Origin of the sequence: Streptomyces sp. CG4 (genome assembly GCF_041080655.1) — a bacterium.
Taxonomy (GTDB): Bacteria; Actinomycetota; Actinomycetes; order Streptomycetales; family Streptomycetaceae; genus Streptomyces.
On sequence record NZ_CP163525.1, the window covers coordinates 5,814,916 to 5,831,182 of the forward strand.

Annotated in this window: 12 protein-coding genes and 1 pseudogene; 7 read left to right on the plus strand and 6 right to left on the minus strand. The window is 73.2% G+C overall.

Going from position 1 to position 16,267, the window contains the following annotated elements; all coding sequences use genetic code 11:
* Positions 1–58: 58 nt before the first annotated feature.
* From AB5L52_RS26545 to AB5L52_RS26565, 5 genes are all read right to left on the minus strand, one after another.
* Positions 59–1,048: a DMT family transporter gene (locus AB5L52_RS26545; RefSeq protein ID WP_369366630.1), complete on the minus strand. Its 990-nt coding sequence runs from the start codon at positions 1,046–1,048 to the stop codon at positions 59–61.
* A gap of 106 nt (positions 1,049–1,154) precedes the next feature.
* Entirely contained in the window at positions 1,155–1,898 is a 744-nt protein-coding gene (locus AB5L52_RS26550; protein WP_369366632.1) for a 2OG-Fe dioxygenase family protein, read from the minus strand.
* A gap of 38 nt (positions 1,899–1,936) precedes the next feature.
* Positions 1,937–3,178, minus strand: a complete 1,242-nt coding sequence (locus AB5L52_RS26555) for an argininosuccinate synthase-related protein (RefSeq protein ID WP_369366634.1) — start codon at positions 3,176–3,178, stop codon at positions 1,937–1,939.
* Positions 3,179–3,307: 129 nt separating this feature from the next.
* Positions 3,308–4,852, minus strand: coding sequence for a ricin-type beta-trefoil lectin domain protein (locus AB5L52_RS26560; protein WP_369366636.1), 1,545 nt, complete (start codon positions 4,850–4,852; stop codon positions 3,308–3,310).
* Positions 4,853–5,549: 697 nt separating this feature from the next.
* Positions 5,550–6,446, minus strand: coding sequence for an RNA polymerase sigma factor SigF (locus AB5L52_RS26565; protein ID WP_351027571.1), 897 nt, complete (start codon positions 6,444–6,446; stop codon positions 5,550–5,552).
* 248 nt (positions 6,447–6,694) lie between these two features.
* On the opposite strand from AB5L52_RS26565, the gene AB5L52_RS26570 reads away from it, so the two are divergent.
* From AB5L52_RS26570 to AB5L52_RS26600, 7 genes and pseudogenes are all read left to right on the plus strand, one after another.
* The gene (locus tag AB5L52_RS26570) at positions 6,695–7,072 is read left to right on the plus strand and encodes an STAS domain-containing protein (protein ID WP_351027572.1); all 378 of its coding nucleotides are present in this window, start codon (positions 6,695–6,697) and stop codon (positions 7,070–7,072) included.
* Positions 7,073–7,443: 371 nt separating this feature from the next.
* Positions 7,444–8,013 (plus strand): ATP-binding protein, encoded by a 570-nt coding sequence (locus AB5L52_RS26575; RefSeq protein WP_351027573.1) that lies wholly within the window; start codon positions 7,444–7,446, stop codon positions 8,011–8,013.
* Between the two features lie 421 nt (positions 8,014–8,434).
* Positions 8,435–9,718 carry a serine--tRNA ligase gene (serS, locus tag AB5L52_RS26580; protein WP_369366639.1) on the plus strand — a complete coding sequence of 428 codons (1,284 nt, stop codon included), beginning with the start codon at positions 8,435–8,437 and terminating at the stop codon, positions 9,716–9,718.
* Between the two features lie 189 nt (positions 9,719–9,907).
* A complete protein-coding gene (locus AB5L52_RS26585) occupies positions 9,908–10,609 on the plus strand; it encodes an LPXTG cell wall anchor domain-containing protein (RefSeq protein WP_351564184.1) in 702 nt (233 codons plus the stop codon).
* A 230-nt stretch (positions 10,610–10,839) separates the two neighbouring features.
* Positions 10,840–11,577: pseudogene (locus AB5L52_RS26590) on the plus strand (hypothetical protein); the annotation flags it as partial.
* A 614-nt stretch (positions 11,578–12,191) separates the two neighbouring features.
* A complete protein-coding gene (locus AB5L52_RS26595; protein WP_369366642.1) occupies positions 12,192–13,292 on the plus strand; it encodes a hypothetical protein in 1,101 nt (366 codons plus the stop codon).
* Positions 13,289–14,584 carry a hypothetical protein gene (locus AB5L52_RS26600; protein WP_369366644.1) on the plus strand — a complete coding sequence of 432 codons (1,296 nt, stop codon included), beginning with the start codon at positions 13,289–13,291 and terminating at the stop codon, positions 14,582–14,584. The genes AB5L52_RS26595 and AB5L52_RS26600 overlap by 4 nt, the downstream gene beginning before the upstream one ends.
* A gap of 90 nt (positions 14,585–14,674) precedes the next feature.
* On the opposite strand, the gene AB5L52_RS26605 is transcribed toward AB5L52_RS26600, so the two are convergent.
* The gene (locus AB5L52_RS26605; protein ID WP_369366645.1) at positions 14,675–16,180 is read right to left on the minus strand and encodes a peptide MFS transporter; all 1,506 of its coding nucleotides are present in this window, start codon (positions 16,178–16,180) and stop codon (positions 14,675–14,677) included.
* Positions 16,181–16,267 lie beyond the last annotated feature (87 nt).

Consider the following 16,267-nt stretch of genomic DNA (forward strand, 5'->3'; position numbering starts at 1 on the left):
CTCACACGGCGGGCCTGCTCTCACACCGTGGGCCTGATCTCACACCGCAGGCCTGCTCTCACACCGCGGCCTCGGCCTCCGTGCCCTCGGTTTCCGTCTTCGCGGTCGCTGCCTCCGCGGTCGCCCCCTCCGTGGTCGATCCGGCCGCCCGCTCCCGGTCCGCGACCGACCGCCCCCATGCCGTGCCCGCGAGTACCAGGACCGCGCCGAGCAGGCCCAGCCAGCCGGGCCGGTCCCCGCCGACGGCGATGCCGACCGCCGCGGCCCACACCGGCTCCGTGCCGAGCAGCAGGCTCACCCGGGACGGCGAGGTACGGCGCACCGCCCACATCTGCACGAAGAACGCGAACAGGGTGCAGAACGCGGACAGATAGACCAGCCCGAGCCAGTCCCCGGCGCCGAAGCCGGCCGCGGCCGCCCAGGGCGAGGCACCGGTGCCCGGCAGCGCCACCAGCGCGGCGAACACGACGACCGCCCCGCCCAGCTGGACCGTGGTCAGCGACAGCGCGTCCGCCCCGCGCACCGACTCCATGCGGGACATGGCGAGGACGTGCACGGTACGGGCGACGGCGGCCCCCAGCATCAGCAGGTCGCCACCGGTCGGGGCGCTGAAACCGGCGCCCTGGGTGAGCAGCGCCACGCCGAGCACCGACAGCCCGGCGGCCGCCATGAAGGCGCCCGGCAGCCGGGTGCCGCGCACCCGGCTCTCGGCCAGCGGGGTGAAGACCATGGTGAGGCTGATGATCAGCCCGGCGTTGGTCGCCGAGGTGTGCACCACGCCGTACGTCTCCAGCAGGAAGATCCCGGCGAGGATCAGCCCCAGCAGCCCGGCCCCGCGCAGCTGCACGGCGCTCAGGCCGCGCAGCCGCCGCCAGCCCGCGGCGACCAGTACCGGCAGCGCCACGGCGAACCGCAGCACCAGTACGGCCAGCACCGTCCGTTCCGTGGTGACGCCCTTGGCGGCCAGATAGCTGGAGCCCCACACCACTGCCACCAGCAGGACGGGAAGATCGGTCAGCCGGCCGCTGCGGGCGGCGGTGGCGGTCATGGGCACTCCTCTACGGAACGGGGGACGACGGTGCTGCGCAGGCGGTGCTGCGAAGAAGGCGGTGCTACGGCGGGGACAGGCGTCGGGGGCGGGCGGCGGTCGGCACTCAGCGCGCCGTGTACGCGATCACCAGGACGTCACGGTGTGCGGGCAGCGCGGGGTCCACCGGGTGCACCGGGGTCACCGAGTGCAGCGTGCGGCGGTCGTCGCCCAGCAGCAGGTCACCGGGCTCGGACAGCGTAGTCGTCAGCAGATGGGCGCCCGAGTCGGCGTACACCCCGCTCTCGCCGCCGCCGACGTTGGTGCGGCCGATCAGCAGCGAGGTGATGAAGGTGACCCCGTCGCGGTGCCGGCCCTCGGGCGCGGGCTGGCCCACCTGTCCGGCGGAGGCGCTGATCCGGTACGGGTGCAGCTTGACGTTCCAGCGCCGGGTGCCGTCCGCGTCCCGGCCGAGGGCGGCGCTGAAGATGCGGCCGAGCGCGACGAGCACCGAGCGCAGCAGCGGGTCGTTCACGAACGACTCCGTCAGCGGGTCGAAGATCCGCTCGATGCCGCCGTTGAGCGGATTGACGTCGGTCTCCTGCCGGTACGGCTCGTGCGGCAGCAGCGTCAGCTCCCCGGCGGCCGGGTCCAGGTCGAACTGGCCGTAGCGGCGGAAGCGGTACGTGCCCCCGTCGGCCATGTAGGTGTCCAGGGTCAGCTCGTCCCAGTGTGCGGCGAACCGCGCCCAGTCGGCGGCGTCGGCGCCGAGCAGCGAGGACAGCGCGGCCGACGGCATCAGATGCCCGCCGGGCCCGGACAGGGCGGCGACGGCGTCGAGGGCGGCGGGGTGGGCGAGAGCCGTGGTCATGGGGTGCAACTCCGTAGATGTCGGGAAAGCGGGTGTGGTCAGGCGGCCGCGGGCAGCGGCGCGGGGGCGGTGGGGGAGTCGAACGGTGCCGACTCGGCGGCGATCGCCAGCTCCTCCCACTCCTCCCGGTCCCGCAGGTACAGCGGCCGGCCGGCGGTGATGGACCGGGTGTCGGCACCGCCCGTGCGCAGCCGCCAGGTGACGCTGCCGCTGGTCCGGGACGCGCAGGCGTCGACGAACGACTGGGCGGCCAGCCGCAGTTCGCCGAACCACCGGCCCTCCAGCGCCTCCCGCACCCACAGCTGCTCCAGGTGCCGCTTCTCGCGGAGGAGTTCGGCGTCGAGGCAGGCGCTCTCGATGTGCCGGTAGGTGCTCAGCAGCAGCCAGGCGGCCGGCATCTCGCGGATCTCCAGGACCTTCTCGCCGTGGTCCAGGTGCTCCAGACCCGAGTAGCGGCCCAGCCCGTAGGCGCCCACGCGCCGGTTGAGCAGCTCGATCAGTTCGGTGAGCGGCAGCCGGGTCCCGTCCAGTGCGACCGGGCGGCCGTTCTCCACGGTGACGGTGAGCAGTTCGGTGGCGCCCGGCGCGGCGGTGGGCCGGCTCCACGCGTACATCTCCTCCGGCACCTCGTGCCGTTCGGGATCGTCGAGGATGCCCGACTCGAACTCCCGGCACCACAGGTTGGAGTCGCCGCTCACGATCCGTCCGGCCAGCAGATCGACCCCGGCGGCGCGCAGGGCGGTCAGCTTGTCCTCACGGGTGACGGGGTCGAGGTCGTACGGGCTGCCGTACGCGCCGTCGTACCCGAGCAGTGCCAGCGCTCCGTTGAGCCGGCGCAGGGTGTTCTGGGAGCGGTTGGCGGTGTGCAGGACGGCCTGCGCGCCCAGCGAGCGGGCCAGCCGCACGGCGCTCTCCGCGATGAGCGGGCGGCTGAGCGTGGAACTGACCGGGTGGATGCCGAGGTACACGGCCTGCGCGGCGATGGCCGGTGCGACGAAGCGGTCGGCGAACTCCGTGCGCCGGTCGAACAGGTGGAGCCGGGCGCCGAGCGCCTCGGCCACCTGGCGTTTGTAGGGCCCGGACTCGTCCTCGCCGATGTCCACGCTCACGGCGTGCACCTCGCGCAGCCCCATGCGGCGCAGGCGGAGCAGCAGGTAGGAGCTGTCCAGCCCGCCGCTGAACAGGGTCACGACCGGTCGGTCGGGGTCCAGGTCCGCGAGCTGGCCGAAGGAACGGACGAGCGGGGACGCTGCGGTCTGCGCAGCCTCTGTTGTGGTCACGCAGAGCAGACTTCTGCCCGGCGGCGCCCGGCACAACGCTTCCCCGACGGCCGCGCCCGGCCATGACCGGACCCGGACGCCACGGGTCGGCTCGGGTGCGCAGGCCTCCGCTCGGCGCTCGGCCGGCGGTCAGCGCGCCCCCGCCCGCCACCGCTGGTCCCGCCCCTCGCCCAGCGGGGACAGGGCCACCCCGTCCCGGCCGTCCGGCGTCACCGCCGTTTCGATGGCGATGTCCGGACGGATCGTGCCGTCGGGGTCGACGGTGAAACGCAGGTTGTCGCCGTTGTCGCCGAAGACCGCGTCGCACTCCCAGATGCCGACGCCCCGGTCGGCCGAGCCCCGGCTGTCCAGGCAGAAGTGGTCGTCGGCGCCCGAGCGCAGCACGCCCAGATAGGTGTCGACCCGCCAGCGCTGGGTGGGGGCGGAGGAACACGGGGCCGTGACGACGTCGTTGCCCTCCGACAGGTCGCCGTCCCGGATGTCCAGGCAACGGCCCGTCGCCAGGTTCACCAGCTGGGCGAAGGAGGTGCCCGGGGGGACGAACGCCGGCGTCGGGTCGGGGGTGGGGCGCGGGGACGGTGCGGGCGTGGTCGTCGGGTGCGGGGAACTCGGTGTCGGGGAAGGGGAGTTCGACGGCGAACGGGTGGAGGACGGGGACGAGGACGGGGACGAGGACGGGGTGACGGAGACGGTTGCCGTCACCGTCACTGGCGGAGGTGCCGGGGTCGCGGCCGCCGGCTGCTGGTCGTCGGTGTGCGCCGGGGTGAGCAGGAAGACCAGGAGCGGGGTGAGGGCCACGCCCAGGGCCGCCGAGGCCAGCAGTACGCGGTGGCGGGGCGGCCAGGCCGCGCCCGCGGCGTCTGAGGCCTCTGCGGCAGGGGGAAAGGGGGCGGCCGGTGGTGGCTCCTCGGCGCGTATGTACGACGTTCCGCTCCACGGCAGCAGGCCCTCCGCCAGGGTCTGCCGGGGCGTGTCCCGCAGGGCCCGCAGGTCCTCGAACGCGGCCGCGCAGTGCGGACAGCCGGCCATGTGGGTGTCCAGGTCGGCGCTGTAGCGCGGGCCGTCCGGCCGTACCGCCTCCTCGATCAGTCTGCGGAAGTCGGCGCAGCGCGCGTCGTCCGAGGCGGCGAGGCGGTCGCGGAGGCAGGCCTGGGCCAGGGCCTTGAGGGCCTGCGGGGTGCCGTACGCCACGTCCGTGCGGCTCAGTCCGAGCAGGGCGGCGGTCCGGTCCTGCGGTTCCTCCTCCAGTACGCCGTACCAGATCAGGCCCTGGGTGCGGGACGGCAGTGAGCGGAAGGCGGGGAGGAGGGGCGGGGTGGGGCCGTCGGGCAGGCCGGACGCGTTCAGGACGAGCAGGAGACCTGGGTCGATTCCTGCGGCGCGCTCGTCGCGTGCCCAGGCGGCCGCCAGTCTGACGGTGAGCAGCAGGAGCCGGTGGCGCAGCGGGACGGCCGGGTCGACGCCCCGGGCCGACTCGCGGGCCGCCGTGGTGACGACCTCGGCCGCCAGCCGGCGGGCGGCGGACTCGCTCGCGACACACAGCCGGGCATAGGCCAGGACCGCCGGGTGATGCCGGCGGCGCAGTTCCTGCAGGGCGGGGTACGCCGTCGGCGTGGCGGAGCGCAGCAGATCGACCAGCCGGACGTCCGTCGCGTCCTCACCCGCCCCACCCACCTCGCCCCCACCGGCCCGGACCGCACCGATCCCGACTCCACCGGCCCCGACGCCACGGGCCGTGGCTCCGCCGGCTCCAACTCCGCCGGCTCCGACGCCACTGGCCCTGGTTCCGCCGGCTTCGATGCCGCCGGCTGTGGTTCTGCCGGCTCCGAGGCCGCCGATCCCGACTCCGTCGGCTCCGACCTCGATGCCACTGGCCCTGGTTCCGCCGGCTCCGACACCACCAGCCCCGACTCCGCTGGCCCCGGCTCCGCCCGTCCCGGCTTCGTATGCTCCGGCTCCGCCGGTCCCGGTTCGGTCTGGCCGGGGGCCGTCCATCCCGGCTGGGCCCGTCTCGGCTCGGCCGTTCCCGGTGCCGTGGGCTCCGAGTCCGCCGGCTCCGACGCCACCGGCCCCGGCTCCGCCCCTCCCGCCTCCGTATGCTCCGCCCGCCCCGGTTCCGTCCGTCCCGGCCCCGTCCCCCTGAGCCATCGTTCCGCCTCCTCGTACCCCCGGACGGTCGCGCCGTTGCGGCCCCGGGCCGGCGTACCAGCCGGTTTGGGGGCCCATGGTGGTCCAGGGGGACGGGCGGGAAAAGAGGTTACTGTGGGTAACCGCATAACGGTTGTGTCCACAAGGCCGGTTGGCCGGAGGGACGCCCGCGGCTCGGAAGCGGTGGTGGTCCGGCGCCGTCGGTGGCGCCGGACCGCGGAGGTCACTCCTCGAGCGTCAGCCCCTTGCGCAGCCGTACCAGCGTGCGCGACAACAGCCGGGACACATGCATCTGGGAGATGCCGAGTTCGTCGCCGATCTCCGACTGGGTCATGTTCGCCACGAAACGCAGGGAGAGGATCTTCCGGTCCCGGGGCGGGAGTTCGGCGATGAGCGGCTTGAGCGACTCGATGTACTCGATGCCTTCAAGGCCGTGGTCCTCGTACCCGATACGGTCCGCGAGCGCGCCCTCCGTCTCGTCCTCCTCGGGCTGGGCGTCCAGCGAGGAGGCGGTGTAGGCGTTCGACGCGGCCATGCCCTCGACGACCTCGTCGTTGGAGATGCCGAGCTGCTCGGCCAGCTCCGGGACCGTCGGGGCGCGGTCCAGCCGCTGGGCCAGCTCGTCCCCGGCCTTGGCCAGGTCCAGGCGCAGCTCCTGCAGCCGGCGCGGCACACGCACGGACCACGAGGTGTCACGGAAGAACCGCTTGATCTCGCCGATGATCGTCGGCATCGCGAAGGTCGGGAACTCGACGCCGCGGGCGAGCTCGAAGCGGTCGATCGCCTTGATCAGGCCGATGGTGCCGACCTGGATGATGTCCTCCATCGGCTCGCTGCGGGAGCGAAAGCGGGAGGCGGCGAACTTCACGAGCGCGAGGTTCAGCTCGACGAGGGTGTTACGGACGTACGCGTACTCGTGCGTCCCTTCCTCCAGCGACTCGAGGCGCTCGAAGAGGGTCTTGGACAGGGCCCGCGCATCGACCGGGCCGATCTCGTCGTACGGGGGGATCTCCGGGAGTCCCTCGAAGGGGTCGAGGGCGTCGATGGGATGATCCAGCGGTTCCGGTGGGGGTGTCGACGTCGCGACCGGGGTATGCGATGCGTCGAGCCGGGGTGACATGGGTGTCCTCCATCGTTCTCGGCATATGGCTGCCGAAGCCAATTACGTGCACTGCGGTGTGCGGCGCCTCCGAAGCCGGCGTGTAGGGGCAGGTGTACTTACTAGCCCTACCCGCTCCACCGAGCCGATCGCAAGTGCGTTCTGTTCAGGTATGTCCTATTCTGTGAGTTTCTTCGGGTGCCGGAGTGCGCATGGAAGGCGTAATGTTCGAGAGCAGTCAGCGTCCACGACCTCAGGAGAGAGACGGCATGGACCACGGGACGGTCGGCAGCGCACCTCCGGGCCGGCTTCTGGTGGAGGTGCGGGAAGCGGGCTCCAGCGCCGTTGTGACACCTGCGGGTGAACTGGATCACCACACCGCCGATCTTTTGCGCGAACCCCTCGAAGCCCTTCTGGCCGAAGGCTTCTCGCGCCTGGTCGTGGACTGCACACGCCTGGAGTTCTGCGATTCCACGGGGCTGAACGTGCTGCTCGGCGCCCGGCTGAAGGCGGAGGCCGCCGGCGGCGGGGTCCATCTGGCCGGCATGCAGCCGGTGGTCGCCCGCGTGTTCGAGATCACGGGTGCCGAGGCGGTCTTCACCGTGCACGACTCCGTGGAGGCGGCCCTGCCCGACGGCGCCGACTGAGTCCGCCGTCCCCGTGTTTCTCCGCCTTCCCCGCGCCGCCCGCCGTGGCCGCCCGGATCCCGCACGCCGAAATCAGGGGTGTTGTGCCGGATCGGCCGGGCAGGAGAGGGCAGGGGAAGGGGGACACACCCTGACGACACCCTGACGACAGCCGGCCCGGACCGCCCCGGGACCGGCGCGACGACGGGACGGACGTACGTGCGACGGACGGGCGAGCAGTACATCCCGCACATCCCGCGCGGACGACGGGCGGACGACGGACGGACGGCCCGTGGGACGTACGGGCAACGTACGGACCGGCCGGCACGGAGCGGTGCCGGACCTTTGAATCGTGAACTGGTGAATCGGTGAATCGGTGAGGTGAAGCGCTGATGAGCACCACCCGGCCTTGCTCGCCGGGCGACCGCGGCCCGGAGCCGAGCGGCGCTTCCGGGGCGTCCGAGGGGGGTGCGCCGACGGCCGGCGTGCCCACGGGGGCAGCCGCGCCGTCCGTGCCGTCCGGGACCGCCGACGGCACCCAGGACATCGGCGGACCGCAGGTCCGCAGACTCCGCCTGCAGGGGGAGAGCGGGGTCGTCCCGCTCGCCCGCGACTTCACGCGCCAGGCGCTGTACGCATGGGGCTGGCTGCCCGCGGCCGGTGCCGACCAGCGGGCCGCCGCCGAGGATGTGCTGCTCGTCGTCTCCGAACTCGTCACCAACGCCTGCCTGCACGCCGAAGGCCCCGACGAAATGCTCCTGGCCTGCGACAACAAGGTGATCCGGGTGGAGGTCTCGGACCGCGGCGCCGGTCAGCCGGCCCCCCGCACCCCGCACCGCGCCGGTCGCCCCGGCGGTCACGGCATGTTCATCGTGCAGCGGCTCTGCCTGGACTGGGGCGTGGTCCGCCCCACGGGCCGGCCGGGCAAGACGGTGTGGGCGGAGCTGGGCGCCCCGGGATAGTCGGGGTAGTCGGGGTGGTCCCACCGCGTCTGTCCTGCTGCCTCCAGTCCGCAGGTGGCGCGCGTCCGCCCGCAGGCGGCGCGCGGAAAACCGGTTTCCGTCCGACGCGGCACTCCCTACGCTGTGCGCAACGCGCTGACGGAGACGAGTAGCCCGGGGCCAGCGAGCCGAGAGAGCCGCCAGCCGCTGTGAAGGCGGCCTCGCACCCCGGTGTGAATCCCCTCCCGAGTGCGGGGAGGAACGGACCGCCGCGCCATGGCGGCCCCCATGCCCCGCCGGCCGGCCCCCGTCATCGGGCCCGACGAGGCCGTCGTACGACGGCGAAGGCGTGGTGGCACCGCGAGCACCCTCTCGCCCGCGCCCCGAGGGACGACCCCGGGGCGGACGCTGCCGCCCCGCCGCACACACGGAGCACAGCACCATGCTCGACGTCACCCTCATCCGGCAGCACCCCGAGCGGGTCCGTGCCGGGCTGCGCAAACGTGGTCTGGACGTGGACCTCGACGACTTCCTCGCCCTCGACGCACGGCTGCGCGAGGCCCGTACGGCCCTGGAGCGGCTGCGCGGCGAGCGGCGCCGCGTCTCGGCGGACATCGCGGCCCGGCGCCGGGCGGGCGAACCGGTGGACGGACCGCTCGCCCTGGCCGCGGACCTGGCCGACGCGGTCACCGAGGCCACCGCCGCGCACACCCGCCTGGAGGCGGAACACCGGGAGTTCCTCGACGCCCTGCCCAACCTGCCCGACCCGGACGTACCCGCCGGCGGCAAGGAGCACAACGAGGTCGTCCGCACCGCGGGCGCCCGCCCGGAGTTCGGCTTCGAACCCCGGGACCACGTCCGGCTCACCCAGGACCTCGGTCTGGTCGACCACCGGCGCGGTGCCGCGCTCGCCGGCAGCGGGCACTGGGTCTACCGGGGCGACGGCGCGGCGCTGGAGTGGGCGCTGCTCAACCACTTCCTGGACACCCACCGCCGGGCGGGCTACACCTTCGTCCTGCCGCCCCACCTGCTCGGCTGGCAGGCCGGGTACACCGCGGGACAGTTCCCGAAGTTCGCGGACGACGTCTTCGTCACGGACCGCGCGGCCGACGGCCGTCCCGAGCGGTTCCTGCTGCCCACCGCCGAGACCGCGCTCGCCGCGCTGCACCAGGGCGAGACCCTCGACGAGCACGAGCTGCCGCTCAAGTACGTGGCCTACACGCCCTGTTACCGCAAGGAGGCCGGCGGCTACCGCACCGCGGAGCGGGGCACCCTGCGCGGCCACCAGTTCAACAAGGTCGAACTGTTCCAGCTCACCCGGCCCGCCGACTCGGACGCGGCCCAGCTCGAACTGCTCGCCCGCGCCGAGGAGTTGGTCGCCGGACTGGGGCTGCACCACCGCGTCACCCGGCTCGCCGCCGGCGACACCAGCCCGGCGCAGGCCAAGACGTACGACGTCGAGGTCTGGCTGCCCAGCCTGGGCGCCTACGCCGAGGTCAGCTCGGTGTCGAACGCCCGTGACTACCAGGCCCGGCGCGGCGGCATCCGGTACCGCCCGGCCGGCGGCGGCAGGGCGGCCCACGTCCACACCCTGAACGCCTCGGGCCTCGCCACCAGCCGGCTGGTACCCGCGCTGCTGGAACAGCACCAGCGGCCCGACGGCACCGTCGCGGTCCCCGAGGTGCTACGGCGCTGGGGGCTGCCGGAGGTGCTGCGCAGGCCGTAGCCCCCGGGCCCACCCTCCACTCCAGCCACCCGCCGCACACGCCGGATCGCCACAACTCCGGCGTGTGACGCGTCTTCCTTCCTCACGACGCCGGGCGTACCTTGACGGCCAAATCTGATGTGTCGTCAGGAATTCTGTACGGCGCCGCCGTCAGGAACTGTCGTCGGGAATGAATGGGGTGGACCGAACGTGTCGTACCCGAAACGAACCGCCGCGCTCGCGTCCGCCGCGGCGCTGGCCGGCGCGGCGGTGCTGCTGGCCGCGCCGGCGGCCCACGCCGATGTCGTCGACGTCAATTACCGCTGTCAGACCCCGATCGGCGTCAAGAGCGCCGTCTCGCCCATCGACATGCAGGGCGTCCGGAGCGGCAGCGGCTACAAGATCACCATGTCCTGGCAGAAGGGCGTCTCCTCCAGCCCCGTCGAGCTGGGCAAGGGGGCGATGACCCCGAGCGCCAGTATCAGGCTGGGCGGCGCCGACAGCGGCACGCTGCCGGTCAGCGGTCCGCCCAACGCGGCCGCGATCCCCGCCAACACCCCCATCAAGATCAGTGACTTGAGCGGCACCTACACGCCGGCGAAGACCGGGAAGGTCACCTTCACTCCGGGCACGCTCGTCATCAAGGCGCTCGGTACGACGACGACGTGCACGCCGACCAACGACCCGAAACCGGGGCTGACCCTGGACGTGACCGCGGCCGGCGGCTCGTCGTCCTCGTCCTCCTCGTCGTCCTCGGGCGGCTCCGCCACGTCGTCCTCCGGCGGGCAGCTCCCGCAGACCGGCCCGGAGGACTCCGCGATCGCCCTCGGCACCCTTGGCGGCACGGTGCTCCTCGCCGGCGCGGCGGGCGCACTCTGGCTGACCCGGCGCGGCCAGACCGCCCGCCGCTGACCCCGGACCGACACCCGTCGAGCCCAGGCCCTCGGCCCTCGCCCCTCTCAGGCCACCGACCACCGACCATCGGCCGTCGTCCCCGTCGTCCCCGTCGAACCCCCAGGCCACCGCTGGAGCCGCCCATGCCGTCCGCAGCCCGCGCCCTGATCCGCCACCGGCGCCCGCCCCGGGGCCGCGTACCGCTCCCGGCCCGCGCCGCCCTGCCCGCGGCGCTGTGTCTGGGCGCCGTGTCGTGCGCCGTGCTGGGCACCGCACCCCTCGCCCATGCCGCTGCCGCCGCGGGCTGGTCGGTCGCGCCCACGGGCGACGGCCGCCCGTCCTTCTACGCCGAGGGTCCGCCCGGAACGGTCCTGCAGGACACGGTGTCCGTCACCAATCCCGGGCGGGCGCCGGTCGTCGTACGGCTGTCCGGCACCGGCCTGCGGACGGCCTTCGCCGAGCGGGCCGGGAACGGGATACGCGTCCCGGCCCGCACCCGCGCCGAGGTGCCCTTCACGGTGACGGTGCCGGCCGGGGCCGCGCCCGGCGACCGCTCGGGTGCCGTCGTCGCGCGGGACGCGCGGGGGCGTACGGCGACCGTGCCGATCCGGCTGCGGGTCGGCGGCCCGGCGCTCGCCGCGCTGACCGTCGAGCACCTCGCCGTGCACGCCGACCGCATCACGTACGAGCTGGTCAACCGGGGTACGACCGTCCTCGTGCCGAAGCTCGCGGTGCGCGCGGACGGTGTGCTCGGCCGGGTCCTGGACCGCGCGCCCCGCACCCTCCCCGTGCACCTGCGCCCCGGCGCCCGCCTGAAACTCACCGAACCCTGGCCCGACCGGCCCGCACTGGACGCCGTCGACCTACGGCTGACGGTCACGGCCCCCGGCGGAGCCCACGCCACGGCGACCGCGTCGGCCCGATTCATACCGTGGCCGACGGCAACGGGCGCGACCGCCGCCCTGCTCACCGCGACGGCCGCGCTGCTCGCCGCCCGCCACCGACGCGGCACACGACCGGACACCCCGACGCCCGAGCACCCGACGCCGGACGACTCGGCCTCCGGCGCGCGGTCGGCGTCCGACGGGCCGACGGCCAGTGCTCCGGCGGACGGCGGCGGGATGGCCGGTGGCCAGCTGGACGGCAGCCGTGGCGCGCCGGTTGGTGGTGCTCGCGGCGCTGCCGGTGCTGCAACCCCTGCCTGCTCGACGTCCAACGGCCCGACAGCCAGTGCTCCGGCGACCGGTGGCGCGACGAAAGGTGCCCCGACCGACGGCAGTAGGACGGCCGGTGGCCAGGCGGACGGCGGCGGGACGGTCGGTGGCCAGGCGGACGGCAGTCGTGGCGTGTCGGCTGGTGGCGTTCGCTGTGCTGCCGCTGCCGCTGCCGGTGTTGCAACCCCCGCCTGCTCGGGGTCCGACGGGCCGACGGCCGGTGCTCCGGCGACCGGTGGCGTGACGAAAGGTGCTCCGGCTGACGGCAGTGGGACGGCCGGTGGCCAGGTGGGCGGCAGTCGTGGCGTGTCGGCCGGTGGAGTTCGCGGTGCTGCCGCTGCCGCGGACCTCTGGCCCGGTGGTGTGTTCACGGAAGGCGCGGTGACGTGAGCGGGAAGGTGCGGATTCTGCGGGGGGCGGCGGTGGCGGCGGTGTTTGCGCTGCTCCTGCTGCCGTTCGTCGGCCCGGCGGCCGCGGCGGACGGACCGGTCGTGACGTTGTCGGCGACGCAGGCCGGCACCGGAGGCTCGATCACCGCCGGCGGCACCGGCTGGCGGCCGCACACGCTGCTGATGCTGCTGGTGTGTGGGCGGGCCACACCGTCCCGGGGTGTCATCGGCGGCACCAACTCCTGTGCCAACGCCGACGGCCGGGCCGTGACCACCGACGCCAAGGGCGCCTTCAGCAAGGAACTCCCGGTCGCCGAACCGCCCGTACCCTGCCCCTGTGTGGTGCACGTGGCCACCGTCACCGGCGCGAAGGCGGAGGCGGACGCCGTCCTGGAGGTCGCCGGGCATCCCGTCGCCCCGCTGCCCGCCGAGGACACCGAGGGCCGGCTGTCGGTCCTGTCGGACACCCGGCTGACCGGCTCCGGCTCCCTGCTGACCTGGTTCGGCGCCCCGCCGAGCCGCACCCTGGTCTTCACCGTCGGCAACTCCGGCACCGGCACGATCAAGGACCCCGTCTTCCAGGTCGGCTCCGCGCACGGCGTCTTCGCTCCGCAGTGGGACGACCGGCAGTGGCAGGGCACCCTGGCGCCCGGCAGGAAGGCCGAGGTCAGACTGCCCGTCGAGCTGTCCGCCGGGGCCCACGGCGACTACACCGTGTCCCTGAAGTACGACGGCAAGGTCCTCGCCGAACAGCCATGGGGCGTGGGCCGCCCCTGGGGCGTGACGCTGTTCTGGCTCCTGCTCTGCCTGGTCGTACCGGCCGCGCTGTTCCGCATCGGCATGGCCGTGGTGGACCGGGTACGGCCGCACCGACCGGGCGGCGCCTCCCGCAACGCCCACCGGCGGCTGCCCCGGCCCGCCCTGCGGCTGCGGTTGCCGCTGCCGCGCTCCCGCACCGCCGATACGCCCCACTCGACCCCGACCCTGCCGTGGTTCACCCCGGGCTCCGTCCCGGGCGACCCGGCCGGCCGGCTCTCCGCACCGCACCCCGACAGCCCGACGAGTCCTACGACTCCCACCAGGAAGGGACCCACGTGAGCATCCGAAGGAGAGGTACGGCCGCGGGCGCCGCGCTGGCGCTGAGCGGTGCGGGCGTCCTGCTGGGCCTCGCCGCGAGCCCGGCGCAGGCGGCCGAGGTGGCGTTCGCCACCCACTGTGTGCCGCCGGCCGGCATCAGCCCCGTCGACGGCACCACGAAGGTCGAGATCACCGCGCCGGCCACCGCGAAGGTGGGCGACACGGTGGACGTCGTGTGGAAGTTCGTCCAGGCCGCGTCCAAGAATCCGAACATCATCGACCTGCCCGCGAACTCGGTCCAGCCGTCCGGCGTGCTCAAGGCGGCCGGCGCGCAGGTCGCCGACATCGCGATGCAGGGACCGCGGCAGAACCCGGCGATCCCCAAGGGCGGCGACATGGTGCTGTCCGACATGAAGGGCAGCCTGAAGCTGACGACGGCCGGCGAGGTGACGCTGACCCCGGACGCGTACACCGTCAACGCGATGTCGACGGACACCAAGTGCACGCCCAAGGAGACCGTGCAGAAGGCGGCGACGATCCAGGTGACGGGCGGTGGCGGCGGTACACCCACCACGACACCGACACCGACACCGACACCGACGACCACCCCCACCCAGTCGGGCACGCCCACCGGTTCGGCCACCCCCACGGGCACGTCCTCCGGCGGCAGCGGTGGCCAGACCGACTTCACCGGCAAGGAGGTGCAGATCCCCTACGCCTGCAGGACCCCGATCGGCGACAAGAACGCCACCTCCCCGGTGCAGATCAACGCGAAGAAGAACGGCGGGGACTTCGGCATCACCGTGCAGTTCAAGAAGTCGGTGATGAACAGCCCCGCCGACATCCCGGCGAACTCCGTGAAGCCGTCCATGGAGGTGGTGCTGGGCGGCGCCGACAAGGGCACGGTGCATGTGGAGGGGCCGACGAACGCCAAGCCCATCAAGTCCGGTGACCCGATCGAGATCCCGGACCTCACCGGCACCTACAAGCCCGGCGCGAGCGGCAGTTCGACCCTGTCCCCGGGCGTGCTGACGGTCAAGGCGCTCGGCACGACCACGACCTGCACACCGACCAGGACCGAGGTCTCGCTCACCCTGAACACCAGCCAGCAGCCGGGCGGTTCGTCCGGAGGCACGTCCACCTCCGGCGGCTCGACCGGCGGCAGCGGCACCGGCGGCAGCGGCTCCGGCGGCCTCGCCCAGACCGGCGCGAGCGACCACGGCGCCCTGAAGGCTCTGGGCCTGGTGGCGGGCACGGCCATCCTGCTGGGCGGCGCGGTGTTCACGTTCATGCCGGGACGCAGGACGCGCTGAATCCGGCCCGGACGAAGCAACGAACGGAAGAGGGCCGCCGCATCCACGTGGATGCGGCGGCCCTCTCTCGGCCAAGCCGGGCGGCAGCGACTAGTGCACGTCGCCCATGAGCTTGTTGACGTTCTTGCGGAACATCCAGACCGCGACACCCGCGAGCACCGCGAGCACGGCCTCCAGGGCGACGAAGCCCATCTTGTCGAGGTTGACCCCGCCGACGGCCGGGTTCGACATCAGCGCGGTGATCGAGTCGCCCGCGGTGACGGCGAGGAACCAGACGCCCATCATCTGGGAGGCGTACTTCTTCGGCGCCATCTTCGTCGTCACGGACAGGCCCACCGGCGACAGCGTCAGCTCACCGATCGTCTGCACGAAGTAGATCGCGACCAGCCACATCGCCGCGGCCTTGTGACCGCCCTCGGCGATCGACAGCGGGGCGAGGAAGACGAAGAACGACGCACCGATCAGCACCAGACCGGAGGCGAACTTCACGATCGTGCTCGGCTCCTGGCCGCGCCGGTTCAGCCACAGCCACATCCAGGCGAAGACCGGCGCAAGGGCCATGATCATGACCGGGTTGACCGACTGGTACCAGGAGACGGGGAAGCCCCAGCCGAGGATCGTGTTCTTGGCCGAGCTGCTCGCGAAGAGCGACAGGGTCGAACCACCCTGGTCGTAGATCATCCAGAACACCGCGGCGGCGGCGAAGAACCAGATGTACGCCCGCACCTTCGACTTCTCGGTCGAGTCCAGGTCCTTGTCGCGCAGCATCCGCGCGATGACCAGGATCGGCACGATCAGACCGATGACGGTGAGCGGGATCAGCGCCCAGTTCAGGGTGAAGTGGCCGGTGCCGCCGACGACGCCGTAGAAGACCGCGGCGATGGCCAGCCACATCAGGCCCTTGCGCAGCGTGGCGGCCTTCTCCTGGGCCGAAAGCGGGGTCGGGACCTCGCTGCTCTTCGGGCTCAGGTGGCGGCCGCCCAGCAGGTACTGGGCCAGACCCAGCGCCATGCCGAGCGCGGCCAGCGCGAAGCCCAGGTGCCAGTTGACGTTCTCACCGACAGTGCCGATGACGAACGGCGCGACGAAGGCGCCCATGTTGATGCCGATGTAGAAGAGCGTGAAGCCACCGTCGCGGCGCGGGTCCTCGGGGCCCTTGTAGAGGTGGCCGACCATCGTGGAGATGTTGGCCTTCAGCAGACCCGAGCCGATGGCGACGAGACCCAGGCCGACGAAGAAGCTGGCGGCCACGGGCAGTGCGAGGCACAGGTGGCCGAGCATGATGATCAGGCCCGCGACGGCGACCGTCTTGCGGGGGCCGAGCACACGGTCGGCGAACCAGCCGCCGGGCAGCGCGAGCAGGTACACGAGCGACACGTACACCGAGTAGATCGCGGTCGCCGTGCCCGCGTTCATGTGCAGGCCACCCGGGGCCACCAGGTACAGCGGGAGCAGGGCCCTCATGCCGTAGTAGGAGAACCGCTCCCACATCTCGGTCATGAAGAGAGTGGCCAGGCCGCGGGGGTGGCCGAAGAAGGTCTTCTCGGAGCCGGGGGTGCCCGGGCGGACCGAGTCCTTCGTCAGGCTGGACGCCATGGTCGTTCCTTGCTGGTCGGGACGCGCGTTTGGAGCGTCGCGCGCCCGGTGGGGGTGTGGCCGGCACCGGCAGGTCGGCCGCCCACC